At 72.3% G+C, this 17,954-nt stretch carries 10 protein-coding genes; 9 read left to right on the forward strand and 1 reads right to left on the reverse strand.

The genetic code is table 11. From position 1 onward, the window contains the following. The first annotated feature begins 38 nt into the window (after positions 1-38). The 7 genes from AB0C62_RS12410 to AB0C62_RS12440 all read left to right on the forward strand — a co-directional run bounded on the left by AB0C62_RS12410 (position 39) and on the right by AB0C62_RS12440 (position 12,426). Positions 39-1,955 carry an ABC transporter ATP-binding protein gene (locus tag AB0C62_RS12410; RefSeq protein WP_362972156.1) on the forward strand — a complete coding sequence of 639 codons (1,917 nt, stop codon included), beginning with the start codon at positions 39-41 and terminating at the stop codon, positions 1,953-1,955. Further along, positions 1,952-3,856, forward strand: a complete 1,905-nt coding sequence (locus tag AB0C62_RS12415; RefSeq protein ID WP_362972158.1) for an ABC transporter ATP-binding protein — start codon at positions 1,952-1,954, stop codon at positions 3,854-3,856. The genes AB0C62_RS12410 and AB0C62_RS12415 overlap by 4 nt, the downstream gene beginning before the upstream one ends. A 28-nt stretch (positions 3,857-3,884) precedes the next feature. Further along, on the forward strand, positions 3,885-5,732 hold the full coding sequence (locus AB0C62_RS12420; RefSeq protein WP_362972160.1) for an ABC transporter ATP-binding protein: 1,848 nt from the start codon (positions 3,885-3,887) through the stop codon (positions 5,730-5,732). Next, positions 5,729-7,489: an ABC transporter ATP-binding protein gene (locus AB0C62_RS12425; protein WP_362972162.1), complete on the forward strand. Its 1,761-nt coding sequence runs from the start codon at positions 5,729-5,731 to the stop codon at positions 7,487-7,489. Before AB0C62_RS12420 ends, AB0C62_RS12425 begins: the two co-directional genes overlap by 4 nt. A gap of 336 nt (positions 7,490-7,825) precedes the next feature. Then, on the forward strand, positions 7,826-9,871 hold the full coding sequence (locus tag AB0C62_RS12430; RefSeq protein ID WP_362972164.1) for a M4 family metallopeptidase: 2,046 nt from the start codon (positions 7,826-7,828) through the stop codon (positions 9,869-9,871). Positions 9,872-10,192: 321 nt separating this feature from the next. Beyond that, positions 10,193-11,854, forward strand: a complete 1,662-nt coding sequence (locus tag AB0C62_RS12435) for a M4 family metallopeptidase (protein ID WP_362972166.1) — start codon at positions 10,193-10,195, stop codon at positions 11,852-11,854. A 71-nt stretch (positions 11,855-11,925) separates the two neighbouring features. Next, positions 11,926-12,426 carry a DUF1990 domain-containing protein gene (locus AB0C62_RS12440; protein WP_362972167.1) on the forward strand — a complete coding sequence of 167 codons (501 nt, stop codon included), beginning with the start codon at positions 11,926-11,928 and terminating at the stop codon, positions 12,424-12,426. 105 nt (positions 12,427-12,531) lie between these two features. On the opposite strand, the gene AB0C62_RS12445 is transcribed toward AB0C62_RS12440, so the two are convergent. Then, a complete protein-coding gene (locus tag AB0C62_RS12445; protein ID WP_362972169.1) occupies positions 12,532-15,150 on the reverse strand; it encodes a glycosyltransferase family 1 protein in 2,619 nt (872 codons plus the stop codon). 329 nt (positions 15,151-15,479) lie between these two features. Between AB0C62_RS12445 and AB0C62_RS12450 the strand changes: the two genes are divergently transcribed. Together AB0C62_RS12450 and AB0C62_RS12455 are read left to right on the forward strand one after the other, a co-directional pair. Next, entirely contained in the window at positions 15,480-16,676 is a 1,197-nt protein-coding gene (locus tag AB0C62_RS12450) for a S8 family peptidase (protein ID WP_362972171.1), read from the forward strand. 222 nt (positions 16,677-16,898) lie between these two features. Beyond that, a partial coding sequence (locus AB0C62_RS12455) for a maltotransferase domain-containing protein (protein WP_362972173.1) occupies positions 16,899-17,954 on the forward strand: 1,056 nt, incomplete at its 3' end.

Consider the following 17,954-nt stretch of genomic DNA (forward strand, 5'->3'; position numbering starts at 1 on the left):
GTGGGCACTGTCAGTGCCACTCCGTAGGCTCGCCGGTGATGGGAACCACAGATGCAGTCACCACGGACCTGCCCGATCGATCGACCGTTCGCAGCCTGCTGCGCCTGTGGCCGTATGTGCGGCCGGTGCGGACGCGGCTGTTCGTCGCGGCGTTCGTCGCGGTGGTGGCGTCCTGTCTCGCGCTCCTGTTCCCGTTGGTCCTGAAGTGGATGGTGGACGGGCCGATCTCCGGCCATGACCCGGCGGGCGTCTGGCTCGGTGCGTTGTGGCTGCTGCTCCTCGGCATCGCCGAGGCGGTCCTGTTCGGGCTGCGCCGGTGGCTGGTGGCCCGGCCGCTCGCGGGCGTCGAGGCGTCCATGCGGGCCGATCTGTACCGGCATCTGCAGCGGCTGCCGGTCGCCTTCCACGATCGCTGGGCGTCGGGCCAGCTGCTGTCCCGGGGGACCACGGACCTGATGCTGGTGCGCATGTTCCTGGCGTTCCCGCTGACGTTCCTGCTGGTGAACTCGGTGACGATCCTCGCGGGCGTCTCGATCATGCTGGTCCAGCAATGGACCCTGGGACTCGTGCTGCTGGCCCCGGCGATCCCGGTGATGATCGTCTGCTGGCTCTTCGAGCGGCGCTACTCGGAGGTGGCGCGGCAGGCGCAGGACCAGGTCGGCGACCTCACGACGGTGGTCGAGGAGAGTGTGCTCGGCATCCGGATCATCAAGGGGTTCGGGCGGCACCGGAGCCAGGCCCGCGCGTTCCGTGAGCTGTCCGGGACGCTGCGGGGTACGGAGCTGGCCAAGGCCCGGCTGCTCGCGTCGATCTGGGCCGTGATCGTCACCCTGCCGGAACTGGCCATCGGCGCCGCCCTGGTGCTCGGCACGGTCCAGGTCGCCGACGGCGACCTGTCCGCCGGAACGCTGGTCGCCTTCCTGTCCACCGCGCTCGCGCTGCGCTGGCCCGTCGACTCCATCGGCTTCCTCCTCGCGATGAGCCAGGAGGCGGCGACGGCCACCGAGCGCTACTTCGAGGTGATGGACGCGGAACCGGAATCGCCCCTCACGCCCCCGAGCGTACGGACAGCCGCCGCGGAGCCGGCGGGAGGACCCTCCCCCTGCCCGAAGCCGGAACGGGGTCCGGGACCCGCGCACGCACCGGTCACCGGGCCGGTGCCCGTCGGTGGTTCGGAGCCGGCGGGCGGTTTCGCGACCCCGCTCGAAGAGGACGGGCTCCGGTTCCACGGGGTCGGGTTCCGGTACCCGGATGCCGTCGGCGACGCCCCGCCGGTGCTCGACCGGATCGACCTGCACATCCGGTCGGGCGAGAGCATGGCGCTGGTCGGGGCGACCGGAACCGGCAAGACCACGCTGACCGCACTCGTCCCCCGGCTGCACGAGGTGACCTCGGGACGGATCACCCTGGACGGCCGGGACATCACGGCCATGCCCCGCGAGGAGCTGCGCGAACTCGTCGCCGTCGCCTTCGAGGAGCCCACCCTCTTCTCGGCCACCGTCGGCGAGAACGTCCTCATGGGCGCCGAGGCAACCGCCGGCCGGGACGAGCTGGACCGCGCCCTGGCCGTCGCCCAGGCCGACTTCGCCCACGCGCTGCCCCAGGGCACCGCGACGCAGGTCGGCGAGCAGGGCCTCAGCCTCTCCGGCGGCCAGCGCCAACGCCTCGCGCTGGCGCGGGCGGTGGTCGGACGACCCCGCTTCCTGGTCCTCGACGACCCGCTGTCGGCCCTGGACGTGCACACGGAGGCGGCCGTCGAGGCCGCCCTGCGCCGGGTGCTGGCGGAGACGACCGCACTGATCGTGGCGCACCGCCCGTCCACGGTCCTGCTGGCCGACCGCGTCGCGCTGCTCTCCGGCGGCCGGATCACCGCGGTCGGCACCCATCACGAACTGCTGCGCACGAACGCCGAGTACGCCCACCTGATGTCGGGCGCAGAGGAGGACGACCGATGACCGCGGCGCCCACGACCACCGCTCCGGACCGGGAACCGGACGGAGCCCCGGGTGAGGACCCGGGCGAAGGACGGCTCGCGGTACGGGCGGACCGGCGGACCGAGCCGCACCAGGACCCCTTCGACCGCGACACGCTGCCCACTCCCCCGGGTGCGACGGCGGCCCTGCTGCGGTCGCTGCTCGTGCCGCTACGGGCCCGGGTGGTCGTGACGACCGTTCTGCTGCTGCTCCAGCAGGCTGCGGTGCAGGCCGGGCCGCTGCTCGTCGCGTACGCCATCGACCGCGCCGTCCCGGCGTTCCGGCACGACGACCACGGGCCGCTGATCGCCGTCGGCGTCGCCTATCTGCTGTGTTCGGCGCTCTCCGGCGGACTCCAGTGGGCGTTCATCATCGCCTCGGCCCGGGTCAACCAGGACGTGCTGCTCGATCTGCGCGGCCGGATCTTCCGGCACGCCCAGGCGCTCAGCGTCGACTTCCACGAGCGCTACACCTCGGGCCGGCTGATCTCGCGCTCCACGACGGACGTCGAGTCGCTGCGCGAACTGCTCAGCGAGGGGCTCCAGGAACTCGTCACGGTCATCCTGTCGTTCGTCTACATCTCGGCGATGCTGCTCTGGCTGGACGCGGGCCTCGGCGCGGTCGCGGTGGCCTCCTTCGTCCCGCTGTACCTGCTCATCCGCCGCTACCAGCGTCGGGCGGGCAGGATCTTCGCCGTCCGGTCGACGGCGATCGCCTCGGTGATCGTGAAGTTCGCGGAGACGATGAACGGCATCCGGCCGGTCCGCGCGTTCCGCCGCGAGGCGGCCAACGACGACGCCTTCCGGGTGCTCAACGAACGGCACGAGAAGACGAACGGCGACGCCCTGCTGGAGATGGCCCGCTATGTCGTCGGCTCCCGTCTCGTCGCCAACACGGCGGTCGCGGGCATCGTGCTGTGGGGCGCGTACCGGGTGGCGTCGGGTTCGCTGGCGCTCGGCGTGCTCGCCGCGGCGGTCCTCTATCTGCGCCGGCTGTACGACCCCATCGACCGCCTGGGCATGTTCCTGAACTCCTACCAGTCGGCGGCCGCCTCGCTGGAGAAGATCGCCGGTCTGCTGGCCCAGACGCCGACGGTTCCGGAGCCGTCCGCGCCGCGCCCGCTGCCCGCGCTCGCCTCCGAACACCCGGGCCGCGAGGTCGTCTTCGACGAGGTCCGCTTCGCGTACCGCACCGGCGGGGAGGTCCTGCCGACCTTCTCGCTGGCCCTGCCCGCGGGACAGACGGTGGCCGTGGTCGGCTCGACCGGCGCGGGCAAGTCGACGCTGGCGAAGCTGCTGGCCCGGTTCTACGACCCGTCCGAGGGGCGCGTCCTGCTCGACGGCGTCGACCTGCGCGAGCTGTCGGTGCCCGAGCTGCGGCGCGGGGTGGTGATGGTGACCCAGGAGGCCTTCCTCTTCTCGGGCACGGTCGCCGAGAACATCGCGATCGGGCGCCCCGAGGCGTCCCGCGAGGAGATCGAGCAGGCGGCGAAGGCCATCGGGGCGCACGAGTTCATCAGCGAGCTGCCCGACGGCTACGACACGGACGTCCGCAAGCGGGGCGGTCGGATCTCCGCCGGTCAGCGCCAACTGGTCGCCTTCGCACGGGCGTTGCTCGCCGACCCGGCGGTGCTGATCCTCGACGAGGCGACCAGTTCGCTGGACGTGCCGGGTGAACGGGCGGTGCAGCGCGCCATGTCGACGGTGCTGCGGGGCCGCACGGCCGTGGTCGTCGCGCACCGGCTGTCGACGGTGGCGATCGCCGACCGGGTGCTGGTGATGGAGCACGGGCGGATCGTCGAGGACGGATCGCCCGCCGAACTCGTCGCGGGCACCGGCCGGTTCGCCGATCTGCACCGGGCGTGGCGCGACAGCCTCGTATGACGGCGGACCGACGGGCGAAGGGGGACGGATGATCGACGCGTACGCGGATCCGGGGACGCCGGACCGGCGGGGCGGCTGGCGGTACCTGTGGTGGCTGGTCGGCCGGCAGGCGGGCCGCTCGGCCACCGGCGCGGTGATCGCGACGGTGTGGATGGGGCTCCTGGCCCTGACGCCGTATCTGCTGTCGCGGGCGATCGACGACGGTCTGGAGCCGGGTGACGGCACGGCGCTGGTCGGCTGGACGGCGGCGGTGCTGGGCGCCGGGGTGTTCAACGCGTGGCTGGGTGTCGTCCGGCACCGCACGATGACCCAGGTCCGGATGGACGGCAACTTCCGGACGGTCAAGGTCGTCGTCGACCACGCGGTCCGGCTCGGGGCGGCGCTGCCGCGGCAGGTCGGGGCCGGTGAGGTCGTGACGATCGGTGTGGGTGACGTGCAGACGATCGGTACGTCGCTGACGGTCGTCGGGCCCGGTATCGCCTCGGTCGTGACCTACGGGGTGGTGGCCGCGCTGCTGCTGTCGGTGTCGGTGACGCTGTCGGTGGCGATCCTGCTCGGGGTGCCGCTGATCGCGCTGCTGGTCGGACCGCTGATGGGCCGGCTCCAGGGGACGGAGACGGACTACCGGGAGCGGCAGGCCGTGCTGACGGCGCGGATCGGCGATCTGGCGGGCGGTCTGCGCGTTCTCAACGGGCTGGGCGGGAAGGGGCTGTTCGCGGACGCGTTCCGACGCGACGCGCGGCGTCTGCGCGACCAGGGCTACCGCGTCGGCGCGGTGACGAGCTGGATCCAGGCGCTGGGCCTCGGGCTGCCGTCCCTGTTCCTGGCCGTGGTGACCTGGCTCGCGGCCCGGCTCGCCGCGCAGGGCGCCATCAGCATCGGCGAGCTGGTGTCCGTGTACGGCTATGTCGCGGTGCTGGTCCTGCCGGTGTACTTCTTCATCGAGGCCGGCTACCAGCTGTCGCGGGGCGTGGTCGCCGCGCGGCGCGTCGTTCGGTTCCTGTCCCTGGAGCCCGACCGCGCTCCCGCGGACGCGCTGGACGCCCCGGGGTCCCCGGCCGTGCTGCACGATCCCGCGTCCGGGGTCCGGATCGTCCCGGGACGGCTGACGGTCCTGGTCGGGGCGCGGCCCGCGGAGTCGGAGGCGGTGCTGGACCGGCTCGGGCGGTACGCGCCGTCGGACGTGACCTGGGGCGGTGTCCGGCTGGACGAGGTCGCTCTGGAGCAGGTGCGGGAGCGGATCCTGGTGGCGGACAACGAGGCCGACCTGTTCGCGGGCACGCTGCGCGAACTGGTCGGCGGGCGGCGGGACCACGCCGACGAGGTGATCGCGCGGGCGGTGCGCGCGGCCGCCGCCGACGACATCGTCCTCGGGCTGCCGGACGGTCTCGGCTCGGCCGTCGACGCGGGGGGCCGCAGCCTGTCCGGCGGCCAGCGGCAGCGGGTCCGGCTGGTGCGGGCCCTGCTCGCCGACCCGGAGGTGCTCCTCGCCGTGGAACCGACCTCGGCGCTCGACGCGCACACGGAGGCGGCCGTCGCGGGGCGGCTGCGGGCCGAGCGCACCGACCGTACGACGGTGGTGACCAGTACCTCGCCGCTCGTGCTGGACCACGCGGACACCGTCTGTTTCCTGGTCGACGGCAAGGTGGCCGCCACCGGGACCCATCGCGAACTCCTCGGCTCGGAGCCGGGATACCGGGCGTTGGTGGCCCGCGACCTGGCGGCCGACGGCGGATCGGAAGCGGCCGGCGGCCGGGTGGATGCCGTGGAGGCGCACGCGGCCGCAGGACGGACCCGCGGCGTACGGGAGCAGCGCGCGACGGCGGCCGGTACCGCACGCCCGGTGGCCGGCGAGACCGAGGGAGCCGTTCGATGAGCACCCACCTGCCCGTCGCCGGACGGGCCGAGGTGCGCCGGGCCACGGTCCGGCTGATCCGCGCGGACGGCCGGGTCTTCGCGGCCGTCCTCGCGCTGAACGCGCTGGCCGCCGCGGCCGGACTGGTCGGGCCCTGGCTGCTCGGCCGGATCATCGACGACGTGCGGCGGGGCGGCGGCGTGGAGGTGGTGGACGGCCCGGCGCTCGTCATCCTCGCGGCCGCGGTCGCCCAACTGCTGCTGGCCCGCTGGGCCCGCCTCGCCGGCTACCGGTTCGGGGAGCGGACGCTCGCGCGGGTGCGGGAGGAGTTCGTGGAGCGGACGCTGACCCTGCCCGCCTCGGTCGTGGAGCGGGCGGGCACCGGCGATCTGACGGCGCGTGGCACCGCCGACGTGACCCTGGTGGGCAACACGCTGCGCGACGCGCTCCCCCAACTGCTGATCTCCGGCGCGCAGTCGCTGTTCATCCTGGTCGCCGTGTTCGCCATCGACCCGCTGCTCGGCGGCTGCGCGGTGCTGGGTCTCGCCGGCATCTGGGCGGCGCTGCGCTGGTACCTGCGCCGGGCGCGGACCGCCTACCTCGCCGAGGGCGCGGCCACCTCGCAGGTCGCGGAGATCCTCGTGGCCACGGCGTCCGGCGCCCGCACGGTGGAGGCGTTCGGGCTCGGAGAGCGCCGGGTCCGGGCGGGCCGGGACGCCCTGGAGGAGTCGCGCCGCAGCCGGATGCGGACGCTGTTCCTGCGCAGCGTGTTCTTCCCGGCGGTGGAGATCTCGTACGTCCTGCCGGTGGTCGCCGTACTGCTGGTGGGCGGCGCGCTGCACGCCCGGGGTGTCCTGAGCCTCGGGACGGTGGTCGCCGCGACGCTGTATCTGCGCCAACTCGTCGAGCCGCTCGACACGATGCTCAACCAGGTCGAGCAACTGCAGAGCAGCGGTGCCTCGTTCGCCCGGGTGGAGGGGCTCGCGGGTGCTCCGCGCGCTGTGCGGGCGGGAGTGCCGGCACCGGCGGACGACCGGATCGATGTCGCCGGTGTGCGGTACGCGTACGAGCGCGGGGGCGAGGTACTGCGCGGGGTCGACCTGACGGTGCGGCCCGGGGAGCGGCTGGCCGTGGTGGGTCCCTCGGGTGCGGGGAAGTCCACGCTGAGCCGGCTGCTGGCGGGCGTGGACGCGCCGGGCAGCGGGACGGTGACGGTCGGCGGGGTGCCGGTCGTGGCTCTCGACCCGGAGCAGTTGCGCCGGCAGGTCGTCCTCGTCACCCAGGAGCACCACGTGTTCCTGGGTACGGTCCGGGACAACCTGCTGATCGCCGAACCGGCGGCCGGGGACGGTGAGTTGTGGGCTGCGCTCACCGCGGTCGGCGCCGACGACTGGGCCGCGGAGCTGCCGGACGGGCTGGACACGGAGCTGGGCCCCGAGGCGGTCCCGGTGGACGGTTCGCGGGCGCAGCAACTGGCCCTGGCCCGCGTGGTTCTCGCCGACCCGCACACCCTGATCCTCGACGAGGCGACGGCGCTGCTCGACCCGGCGACGGCGCGGCACACGGAGCGTGCGCTGGCCGCCGTGCTGGAGGGCAGGACCGTGATCGCCATCGCGCACCGGCTGCACACCGCGCACGACGCCGACCGGGTGGCGGTGATGGAGGACGGCCGCCTGACCGAACTGGGCACGCACGCCGAACTGGTGGCGGCCGAGGGGGCGTACGCGGCGCTGTGGCACTCGTGGCACGGGGACGGGCGGCCTGCCGCCGGTCAGTGACGGGATCACGTGCGGCGTACGGGCGCGTGAACTCCGCGTCACGCGGGACGAAAGTCCGTCGCACGGCCCGACGGACAGTCCGTATACCGAACATGACGAACCGGACAACGAACCGTTTCCGGCCAAAGTGCTGACGCGGTCCTGACAGAAAGCGTCATCTCCTGCCACTCTTCCCACGGCTGCTTCACAGCAACCCCACAGCTCCATCAGCTGTGACGCGCCCGCACGACCCCATTGCACCTGGTTCCGCGTAAAGCCCAGTTCTGCCCGGACGGGTCTTCCTTCGTCCGGTCTCCCCTGGCCGCGCGACCCGCGGCCACGCAGAAGGAGTCAGTGTTGAGTAGCAGCTCCTCCCACAGACGCACCTCCCACACCACCAAGCGCCGCGTCGCCGGTGTCGCCCTCGTCGGCGTCACCGCCCTGTTGGCCGCGGCCGTCCAGTCGGGCGCCGCGAACGCCGCCCCCGAGCAGGCACCCCGGGCCGGCAAGATCAACCCCGGTGCCGTCGCCATGAAGCTCACCGCCTCGCAGCGCGCCGAGCTGATACGCGACGCCAACACCGCCAAGGCGGCCACCGCCAAGGACCTGGGACTCGGCGCCGACGAGAGCCTCGTCGCCCGCGACGTCATCAAGGACCACGACGGGACCGTCCACACCCGCTACGAGCGGACGTACGAGGGGCTGCCGGTCCTCGGCGGCGACCTGGTCGTCGACACGGCGAAGTCCGGGAAGACCGGGCACGTCTACAGGGCGACGAAGGCCTCCCTCAAGGTCGCCACGCTCAAGCCCGCCGTCGCCGCCGCGACGGCGGAGAAGCAGGCACTGTCCGCCGCCAAGGCCGCCGGCTCCAAGAGCACGGCCGCCGACCGCGCGCCCCGCAAGGTGATCTGGGCGGCGAGCGGCAAGCCGACGCTCGCCTACGAGACCGTCGTCGGCGGCCTCCAGGACGACGGCACCCCGAACGAGCTGCACGTCATCACCGACGCCGCCACCGGCAAGAAGCTCTACGAGTGGCAGGGCGTCAAGACCGGTATCGGCAACACCCAGTACAGCGGCCAGGTGACCCTGACCACCACGCAGTCGGGCTCCAACTACACGCTGACCGACGGCGCGCGCGGCGGCCACAAGACGTACAACCTGAACCACGGCACATCGGGCACCGGCACGCTCTTCTCGCAGACGAGCGACACCTGGGGCAACGGCACCACGTCGAACGCGGCGACGGCCGGCGCCGACGCGCACTACGGCGCCGCCGAGACGTGGGACTTCTACAAGAACACGTTCGGCCGCAACGGCATCAAGAACAACGGCGTGGGCGCCTACTCCCGGGCGCACTACGGCAACTCGTACGTGAACGCGTTCTGGGACGACAGCTGCTTCTGCATGACCTACGGCGACGGCTCCGGCAACGCCGACCCGCTCACCGCGCTGGACGTCGCGGGTCACGAGATGAGCCACGGTGTCACCTCCAACACCGCGGGCCTGAACTACTCGGGCGAGTCCGGCGGCCTGAACGAGGCGACCTCCGACATCTTCGGAACGGGCGTCGAGTTCTACGCCAACAACTCGACCGACGTGGGCGACTACCTCATCGGCGAGAAGATCGACATCAACGGCGACGGCACCCCGCTGCGCTACATGGACAAGCCCAGCAAGGACGGCGGCTCCAAGGACTCCTGGTACTCGGGTGTCGGCAACCTCGACGTGCACTACTCGTCGGGCATCGCCAACCACTTCTTCTACCTGCTGAGCGAGGGCAGCGGCGCCAAGGTCATCAACGGCGTCAGCTACAACTCGCCCACGTCCGACGGGCTTCCGGTCACCGGCATCGGCCGCGACAAGGCGCTGCAGATCTGGTACCGCGCGCTCACCACCAAGTTCACCTCGACCACCAACTACGCGGCGGCCCGCACCGGCACGCTCGCGGCGGCGGGTGAGCTGTACGGCACGACCAGCGCCGAGTACACGGCGGTGGCCAACGCCTGGGCGGCAGTGGCCGTCGGGGCGCGTCCCGGCGGTGGCGGCGGTGGCGGCACGTCGTTCGAGAACACGGCCGACGTATCGATTCCGGACAACGGCGCCGCGGTGACGTCGTCGATCACGGTCAGCGGCCGGACCGGCAACGCCCCCTCGAACCTCGCGGTCGCGGTGGACATCGTGCACACCTGGCGCGGTGACCTGGTGGTCGATCTGGTCGCCCCGGACGGCTCCACGTACCGCCTGAAGAACTTCAGCTCGTCCGACTCGGCGGACAACGTGAACGCGACCTACACGGTCAACGCGTCCTCCGAAGTAGCCAACGGGACCTGGAAGTTGAAGGTCCAGGACCAGGCGGCCCAGGACACCGGCTACATCAACAGCTGGAAGATCACCTTCCCGTAGACCGACCCGGAGGTCCGCGCCGAGCGCGCGGAACCCCACGAGACAGGACGCCGCCCCGGAGGTTCGACTCCCCGGGGCGGCGCCCTCTTTTACGCGTGCGGGAGTTTGCTTTGACCGTCCCTTGAAGGGAGTTGGAGCGGCACGGGTACCCCCTCACTGTTCACCTGATCGACGATTTTCGGCCAAGGTCTTTAGGCCCTCATGACATGTACGCGCCCCAAGTGGCACGCTTCCACCGCACGGCTCACCCGCACCGCAACTTCACAATCGTCCGCCCGGCATCCCCAAGCCGTCCGGACGCCCCCACGAGAAGGAGCTTGCGTGACCCCCCTCTACGCGCGTCACAAGCGCACAACTCTGGCCATCGCCACCGCTGTCGCCGCCGGAGCCCTGCTCGCCACCGGTATGACCACCGGTGCCGCCGCCCAGACCGCGGCGCTTCCCACCGGCAAGACCACCCCCCTCGCCGGCTCGCCCGTCCAGCTCTCCTCCTCCGCACGCACCGCGCTCATCCAGAAGGCCGACGCCGCCACGGCGGAGACCGCCCAGGAGATAGGTCTCGGCGCCAAGGAGAAGCTGGTCGTCAGAGACGTCGTCAAGGACGCCGACGGCACGGTCCACACGCGGTACGAGCGCACGTACAACGGACTTCCGGTCCTCGGCGGCGACCTCGTCGTGCACGAGACCAAGGCGGGGAAGACCGAAGGCGTCACCAAGGCGACGAAGGCGGCCATCAAGGTCTCCTCGCTCAAGGCGGCGGTCACCACCGCCAAGGCCGAGAAGCAGGCGCTCACCGCCGCCAAGGACGCCGGCTCGGACAAGACCGCGGCCGACCAGGCACCCCGCAAGGTGATCTGGGCCGCCACGGGCAAGCCGACCCTCGCCTACGAGACCGTCGTCGGCGGCCTCCAGGACGACGGCACCCCGAACGAGCTGCACGTCATCACCGACGCCGCCACCGGCAAGAAGCTCTACGAGTACCAGGGCATCGAGACCGGCACCGGCAAGAGCCTCTACTCGGGCACGGTCACGCTCAGCACCACCAAGTCGGGTTCGACGTACAACCTGACGGACGGCACGCGCGGCGGCCACAAGACCTACAACCTCAAGCACGGCACGTCGGGCACCGGCACGCTGTTCACCGACGCCGACGACGTGTGGGGCACCGGCGCCGCGTCCAGCTCCAGCACGGACCAGACCGCCGCCGCGGACGCCGCCTACGGCGCCCAGGAGACGTGGGACTTCTACAAGAACACGTTCGGCCGCAACGGCATCAAGAACAACGGGGTCGGCGCCTACTCCCGCGTGCACTACGGCAACTCGTACGTGAACGCGTTCTGGGACGACAGCTGCTTCTGCATGACGTACGGCGACGGGTCGAGCAACACGCACCCGCTGACCTCGCTGGACGTGGCCGGCCACGAGATGAGCCACGGTGTCACCTCCAACACCGCGGGCCTGAACTACTCGGGCGAGTCCGGCGGCCTGAACGAGGCGACCTCCGACATCTTCGGAACGGGCGTCGAGTTCTACGCGGCGAACTCCTCCGACGTGGGCGACTACCTCATCGGCGAGAAGATCAACATCAACGGCGACGGCACGCCGCTGCGCTACATGGACAAGCCCAGCAAGGACGGCGGCTCGAAGGACTCCTGGTCCTCCACCGTCGGCAACCTCGACGTGCACTACTCGTCGGGTGTCGCGAACCACTTCTTCTACCTCCTCTCGGAGGGCAGCGGCGCCAAGACGATCAACGGGGTCAGCTACAACTCCCCGACGTCCAACGGCACCACGGTCACCGGCATCGGCCGGGCCAAGGCGCTGCAGATCTGGTACAAGGCGCTGACGACGTACATGACGTCGACGACCAAGTACGCGGCCGCCCGCACGGCCACGCTCTCCGCGGCGTCGGCCCTCTACGGCTCCACCAGCACGGAGTACAAGACGGTCGCGGCCGCCTGGTCCGCCGTGAACGTCAACTAGCGGACCGGTAGATCGAACGAGGCGGCACCCGGGGCGAGGACTCCCCCGGGTGCCGCCTTACTCTTGCCCCCATGCCCTACACGTACGAGGACGTGGGCGCGACCCGCGAGGACCGCTGCCCCCCGGGCTTCCACCGCATGCACGTCCGCTCCCGGATCGGCGAGGGCGAGGCCGTCTTCCGGCGCGCCTCCGAGGCCCTGATGACCTGGGAGATGCACCGCACCATGGGCGTCGGCATGGTCTCCGACGCCGACAGGGCGGCACCCGGCGTGGACGTCACGGTCGCCATCGGCCCGATCAAGGCCCCCTGCCGCGTGGTCTGGACGGCCGAGGAACCCCGGCGCACCGCCTGGGCCTACGGCACGCTCACCGGCCATCCCGAATGCGGCGAGGAGGCCTTCGTGGTCTCCCGCACCGGCGACGGCACCGTCTGGCTGACGGTCACGGCGTTCAGCCGCGCGGTCAAGTGGTACGCCCGGGCGGGCGGAGCCGCGACCCGGGGCCTGCAGCACGCCTACGCGCAGCGCTGCGGAACGGTGCTGCGCCGGCTGTGCGCGGGGCTCGACAGCTGAACCCCGCCCCCCGCCCCCGGTCGGAAGCGGTCCGCCGGGGCCGGACCGCGGTGTGCGGTCCGGCCCCGGCGGCCGTCGGCCCGGCGGGCTCCGTGGTGCCCCGGGTCAGCGCATGAGCAGCCCCGCGCCCTCGCCCGGTTCCTCCGACGGGACGGCCACCAGACCCAGTTCCGCACCGGAGGCCAGCAGCCGGTGGGCCGGCAGGATGCGGACGGTGTAGCCGAACGGGCCGGTGCGGTCGAGGGACAGCGGGCCCTCGTACACCCAGCGCCCCTCCAGGTCGGAGCCGCCGGCCGGCTTCAGCGGCACACACACCGCGTCCGCGATCCGGTCGTCCGTGCCGACGCGGCCCGCGACGGCCTGGACCTCCACGTCGTCCGGGGCGAGATCGCCGAGACCGACGCGGACGCGCAGCGACAGGCTGGCGCCCAGTTCCGCGGTCGTGGTGGCCGAGGTCGCCTCCAGGTGGTCGACGCTCACCTGCGGCCAGGCGGCGCGGACCCGGGCCTTCCAGCCGGCGAGTTCGCGTGCCGTGTCGGCGGTGAGCGAACGGTGGGCGTGCGCCGCGGGGGCGTACAGGCGCTCCACGTACTCACGGACCATCCGGCCGGCCAGCACCTTCGGGCCGAGGTGGGTCAGCGTCTGGCGGACCATCTCGATCCACCGGTCGGGCAGGCCGTGCTGACCGCGGTCGTAGAACCGGGGAGCGACCCGCTGTTCGAGCAGCTCGTACAGCGCGTTGGCCTCCAGCTCGTCACGGCGGTCGTCGTCGGTCGCCGTGCCGTCCGCGGTGGGGATCGCCCAGCCGAAGTCGGGCCGGAACCACTCGTCCCACCAGCCGTCCAGGACCGAGAGGTTGAGACAGCCGTTGAGCGCCGCCTTCATCCCGCTCGTGCCGCACGCCTCCAGCGGACGCAGCGGGTTGTTGAGCCAGATGTCGCAGCCCGGGTAGAGCTTCTGCGCCATCGCCATGCCGTAGTCGGGCAGGAACACGATCCGGTGCCGCACCCGGGGGTCGTCGGCGAACCGGACCAGCTCCTGGATCAGCCGCTTACCGCCGTCGTCGGCGGGGTGCGCCTTGCCGGCGACGACGATCTGGACGGGCCGCTCGGAGTGCAGCAGCAGGTCCATGAGCCGGTCCCGGTCGCGCAGCATGAGCGTCAGACGTTTGTACGAGGGGACGCGGCGCGCGAAGCCGATGGTGAGGACGTCGGGGTCCAGCACCCCGTCGATCCAGCCGAGTTCCGCGGTACCGGCACCGCGCTGGCGCCAGGACGCCCTGAGCCGCTCGCGCACCTCCTGCACCAGTTGCTCCCGCAGTACCCGGCGCAGGTCCCAGATCTCCTGGTCGGCGATCTCGGCGACCGCGTCCCACCGGTCCGAGCCACCGACGGTCAGGGCGTCCTCGGTGCGCTGCGCGCCGATCTGCCGGGCGCCGAGCCGGAAGACCTCGGGGGCCACCCAGGTCGGCGCGTGCACACCGTTGGTGACGGAGGTGATCGGCACCTCCTCGGCGTCGAAGCCGGGCCAGAGTCCGGAGAACATCTCCCGGCTGACCTGGCCGTGCAGCAGGGAGACCCCGTTGGCGCGCTGGCCGAGGCGCAGGCCCATCACGGCCATGTTGAACAGGTTCGGCTCACCGCCGGGGTAGGTCTCCATGCCGAGGGCGAGGATCCGCTCCACGTCGATGCGCGGGAGTTCCGCGTCGGCGCCGAAGTGCCGGGCGACCAGCTCGCGGTCGAAGCGGTCGATGCCCGCGGGGACCGGGGTGTGGGTGGTGAAGACCGTGCCGGCCCGGACCGCCTCCAGGGCGGAGGCGAAGTCCAGCCCGGCGTCGCCGAGTTCGGCGATCCGTTCCAGACCGAGGAAGCCCGCGTGGCCCTCGTTCGTGTGGAACACCTCGGGCGGCGCGTGCCCGGTCAGCCGGCAGTACGTCCGGACCGCACGCACCCCTCCTATGCCGAGGAGCATCTCCTGGAGGAGCCGGTGCTCGCTGCCGCCGCCGTACAGCCGGTCGGTGACACCGCGTTCGCCGAGGTCGTTCTCCTCGACGTCGGAGTCGAGCATGAGCAGCGGGACGCGACCGACCTGGGCGAGCCAGATCCGGGCGTGCAGTGCGCGGCCGCCGGGCAGGGCGAGGGAGACCTGGGCGGTGGTGCCGTCCTCCTCGCGCAGCGGGACGACGGGCAGTTCGTTGGGGTCCAGGACCGGATACTGCTCCTGCTGCCAGCCCTCGCGGGACAGGGACTGGCGGAAGTAGCCGTGCCGGTAGAGCAGGCCCACGCCGATGAGCGGCACGCCCAGGTCGCTGGCCGCCTTGAGATGGTCGCCCGCGAGGATGCCGAGGCCGCCCGAGTACTGCGGAAGCGCCGCGGTGATGCCGAACTCGGGCGAGAAGTAGCCGACGGCGGCGGGCAGGTCGGAGGTCTGTGTCTGGTACCAGCGGTCGCCGGTCATGTAGTCCCGCAGGTCCTCGGAGACCTCGGCGAGGCGGCGCAGGAAGCGGCTGTCCTCGGTGAGCTCCGTGAGCCGGGCGGCCGACACGCTGCCCAGCAGTCGTACGGGGTCGCCGTCGGAGGCTGCCCAGCGCTCCGGGTCGACGGACTGGAAGAAGTCACGGGTCTCGGCATGCCAGGACCAGCGAAGGTTGCGTGCCAGGTCACTGAGGGGGTGAAGGGTTTCGGGGAGTACTGGTCGGACGGTGAATCTGCGGATCGCCTTCACGGATTCCACCTTCACGGAGGACGTACGCGGCAGAGGACCGCACGGCGTTGTGCGGCCTTCGTCACCCACGACGGTAGCGGCGGGGGTGCCTTCGCGACACGGCGCATCGCGGCACGCCCCCGGATCCGTCCGACTGTGTGACATCGGCGGAAACTCGCCGCAACCTTCACGGGGCCGCCATGTTCGGTATGGCCGATTCCGCCCTCCTGGGCGGCCTTGTGGTGCTTCGCCCCGTCGGGAGAGGCTCGCCAGGTGACGTACGGCCGGGCCCTGTCCGCGAGGACGGCCCCGGACCGCGTACGTCGACGTGAGGGAGGGGAACAGCAGTCATGGCACGGACGAGGAAGTGGCGTCTGCGCTGGGGGGCGGGTCTCACCGCGGTCACGACGGCCGCGGTGCTTTCGGCCATCGCCCCACCGGATCGGGCATTCGCCGAGGGGCGGATCCTCGGAGCGGGGGATCCCGGCTCCGTCAGCGGCAGCTACATCGTGACGCTCACGGGGAGTACACGCGCTCCGTCGGCGGAGGGCGCGGACATCGCCGAGACATACGGTGCGAGAATCAGCCACACCTACGGCACGGCGCTCAACGGCTTCGCCGTACGCTTCGACGAGAGACGGGCCCGGCGGCTCGCCGCCGATCCCCGGGTGGCCTCGGTCGTCCAGGACACCCGGGTGGCCCTCGAAGCCGCACGGAAGGACCCGCCCTCGTGGGGCCTGGACCGGATCGACCAGCGGAACCGGCCGCTCGACGGGCGGTACACGGCCCCCGGGGCGGCGGGCGCGGGTGTGACGGCGTACGTCATCGACACCGGCGTCCGGGTCACCCACCGGGACTTCGGCGGCCGGGCGAGCTACGGCTGGGACTTCGTGGACAACGACCGGACGGCGCGTGACGGCAACGGCCACGGCACCCATGTGGCCGCGACCGTCGCCGGCCGTCGGTACGGCGTCGCCAAGAGGGCGAGGGTCGTCGCCGTCCGTGTCCTGGACGACCGGGGAGCCGGCACCACCGCCCAGGTCATCGCCGGGATCGACTGGGTCACCCGGCACGCCCGGAAGCCGGCCGTGGCCAACCTCAGCCTCGACGGGTACGGCAACGCCCAGTTGGACGCGGCCGTCCGCGCCTCCATCGCCTCCGGCGTGACGTACACGGTCGCGGCGGGCAACGACGGCCGGCCGGCCGCGCGCTACTCCCCCGCGCGGGTCGCCCAGGCCCTCACCGTCGGCGCGAGCGACCGGACCGACGCGCGGGCGAGGTTCTCCAACACCGGTCCCGCGGTGGACCTGTTCGCGCCGGGGGTGGCAATCACGTCAGCTTCGTACACGAGCGACACGGGGAAAGTGGCCTATTCCGGCACCTCGATGGCGAGCCCGCATGTCGCGGGCGCTGCCGCCCTGTATCTGTCCGGCCATCCGCGGGCCGCTCCGGCACAGGTCGCGAAGGCCCTGATGAAACAGGCCGTTCCGGGGAAGTTGTCAGGTGTCGGCCCCGGTTCACCGAACAAACTGCTGAACGTCGGGTGACGGCGGCGGGATGCTGGTACAACCAGGGTGATTCGGCCACACCGCTCCGGCCTCGCCTGCCCGGGACGAGGCCGGTCTTGTGTGTAGACATACGCGTGAGTAGTTAACAAAGTGCCGGAATGCTCACCCGCATAGGGTGGGAAGGCTCCTCCGGTACACCTCGTAGGTCCACCTCCCCACACCCCCATCCGCCCACCCACGTTGACGCGGACAGGAGCGGTCATGCCCGCCACGCACCACTCGTCGCCACCCCCGACGACCACCTCCGAGAAGCCCCGAAAGCGCAAGACCGAGCCCCGTCCCCGCACCGAGGAGAAACCCGTCGCCGCCTCCGAGACCACCGGTCCCACCGCCGACGGCGTGGGCACACCCGTCGTCCCGGACACCGCGGTCCCGGACACCGTCGCCCCGGTGCCGGCGGCGTCCGCCCCCCGCACCGCCGCCCCCCGCACCTCCGCCGCCCGCGCGTCCGCCCCACGCGGGGCCGCCGACTCCGCGTCGGGCACACCGGCCCGGAGGTCGGGCACAGCGGCCAAGAAGAAGAGCAGGTCCGCCGTCCCCGCGACCCGGGCGGGCGACTCTCCCGTGTCCGCCCCGCTCGCTCCGGTGACGGCCGTCGGGCGCATTCCCGTCCTCGACGTCCACCCGGTGGTGCTGGGCGGCCGCCGGCCCGCGAAGGCGGTGGCCGGCGAGGAGTTCGAGGTCTCGGCCACGGTGTTCCGCGAGGGCCACGACGCGGTGGCCGCGAACGTCGTCCTGTACGACCCCGAGGGCCGCCCCGGTCCCTGGTCGCCGATGCGCGAGCTGGCTCCCGGCACGGACCGCTGGGGCGCCCGCGTGAGCGCCGACCGGGAGGGCCGCTGGACGTACGTGGTGGAGGCGTGGGGCGACCCCGTCACCACCTGGCGGCACCACGCGGGGATCAAGATCCCGGCCGGTCAGGACACGGAGCTGGTGCTGGAGGAGGGCGCGCGGCTGTACGAACGGGCCGCGGCCGGCATCCCGAAGGGGACGAAGGGCAAGCGGGCCCGGGACACGGTGCTCGGCGCGGTGGACGCGCTGCGCGACACGGACCGTCCGGTCGCCACCCGGCTCGCCGCCGCGCTCACCCCCGAGGTGGACGAGGTGCTGGCCCGGTTCCCGCTGCGCGACCTGGTGACGACGTCCGAGCCGTTGCCGTTGCTGGTGGAGCGGGAGCGGGCGCTGTACGGCTCCTGGTACGAGTTCTTCCCGCGCTCGGAGTCCGGTCAGCTGGACCCCCCGGTGCACGGCACGTTC

This window comes from Streptomyces sp. NPDC048643, assembly GCF_040650615.1.
Lineage (GTDB): Bacteria > Actinomycetota > Actinomycetes > Streptomycetales > Streptomycetaceae > Streptomyces.

Coding starts and splice junctions, on each gene's coding strand:
- AB0C62_RS12415 (WP_362972158.1), top strand. CDS start 1,952: ATGACCGCGGCGCCCACGACCACCGCTCCGGACCGGGAACCGGACGGA.
- AB0C62_RS12450 (WP_362972171.1), top strand. CDS start 15,480: ATGGCACGGACGAGGAAGTGGCGTCTGCGCTGGGGGGCGGGTCTCACC.
- AB0C62_RS12440 (WP_362972167.1), top strand. CDS start 11,926: ATGCCCTACACGTACGAGGACGTGGGCGCGACCCGCGAGGACCGCTGC.
- AB0C62_RS12420 (WP_362972160.1), top strand. CDS start 3,885: ATGATCGACGCGTACGCGGATCCGGGGACGCCGGACCGGCGGGGCGGC.
- AB0C62_RS12425 (WP_362972162.1), top strand. CDS start 5,729: ATGAGCACCCACCTGCCCGTCGCCGGACGGGCCGAGGTGCGCCGGGCC.
- AB0C62_RS12410 (WP_362972156.1), top strand. CDS start 39: ATGGGAACCACAGATGCAGTCACCACGGACCTGCCCGATCGATCGACC.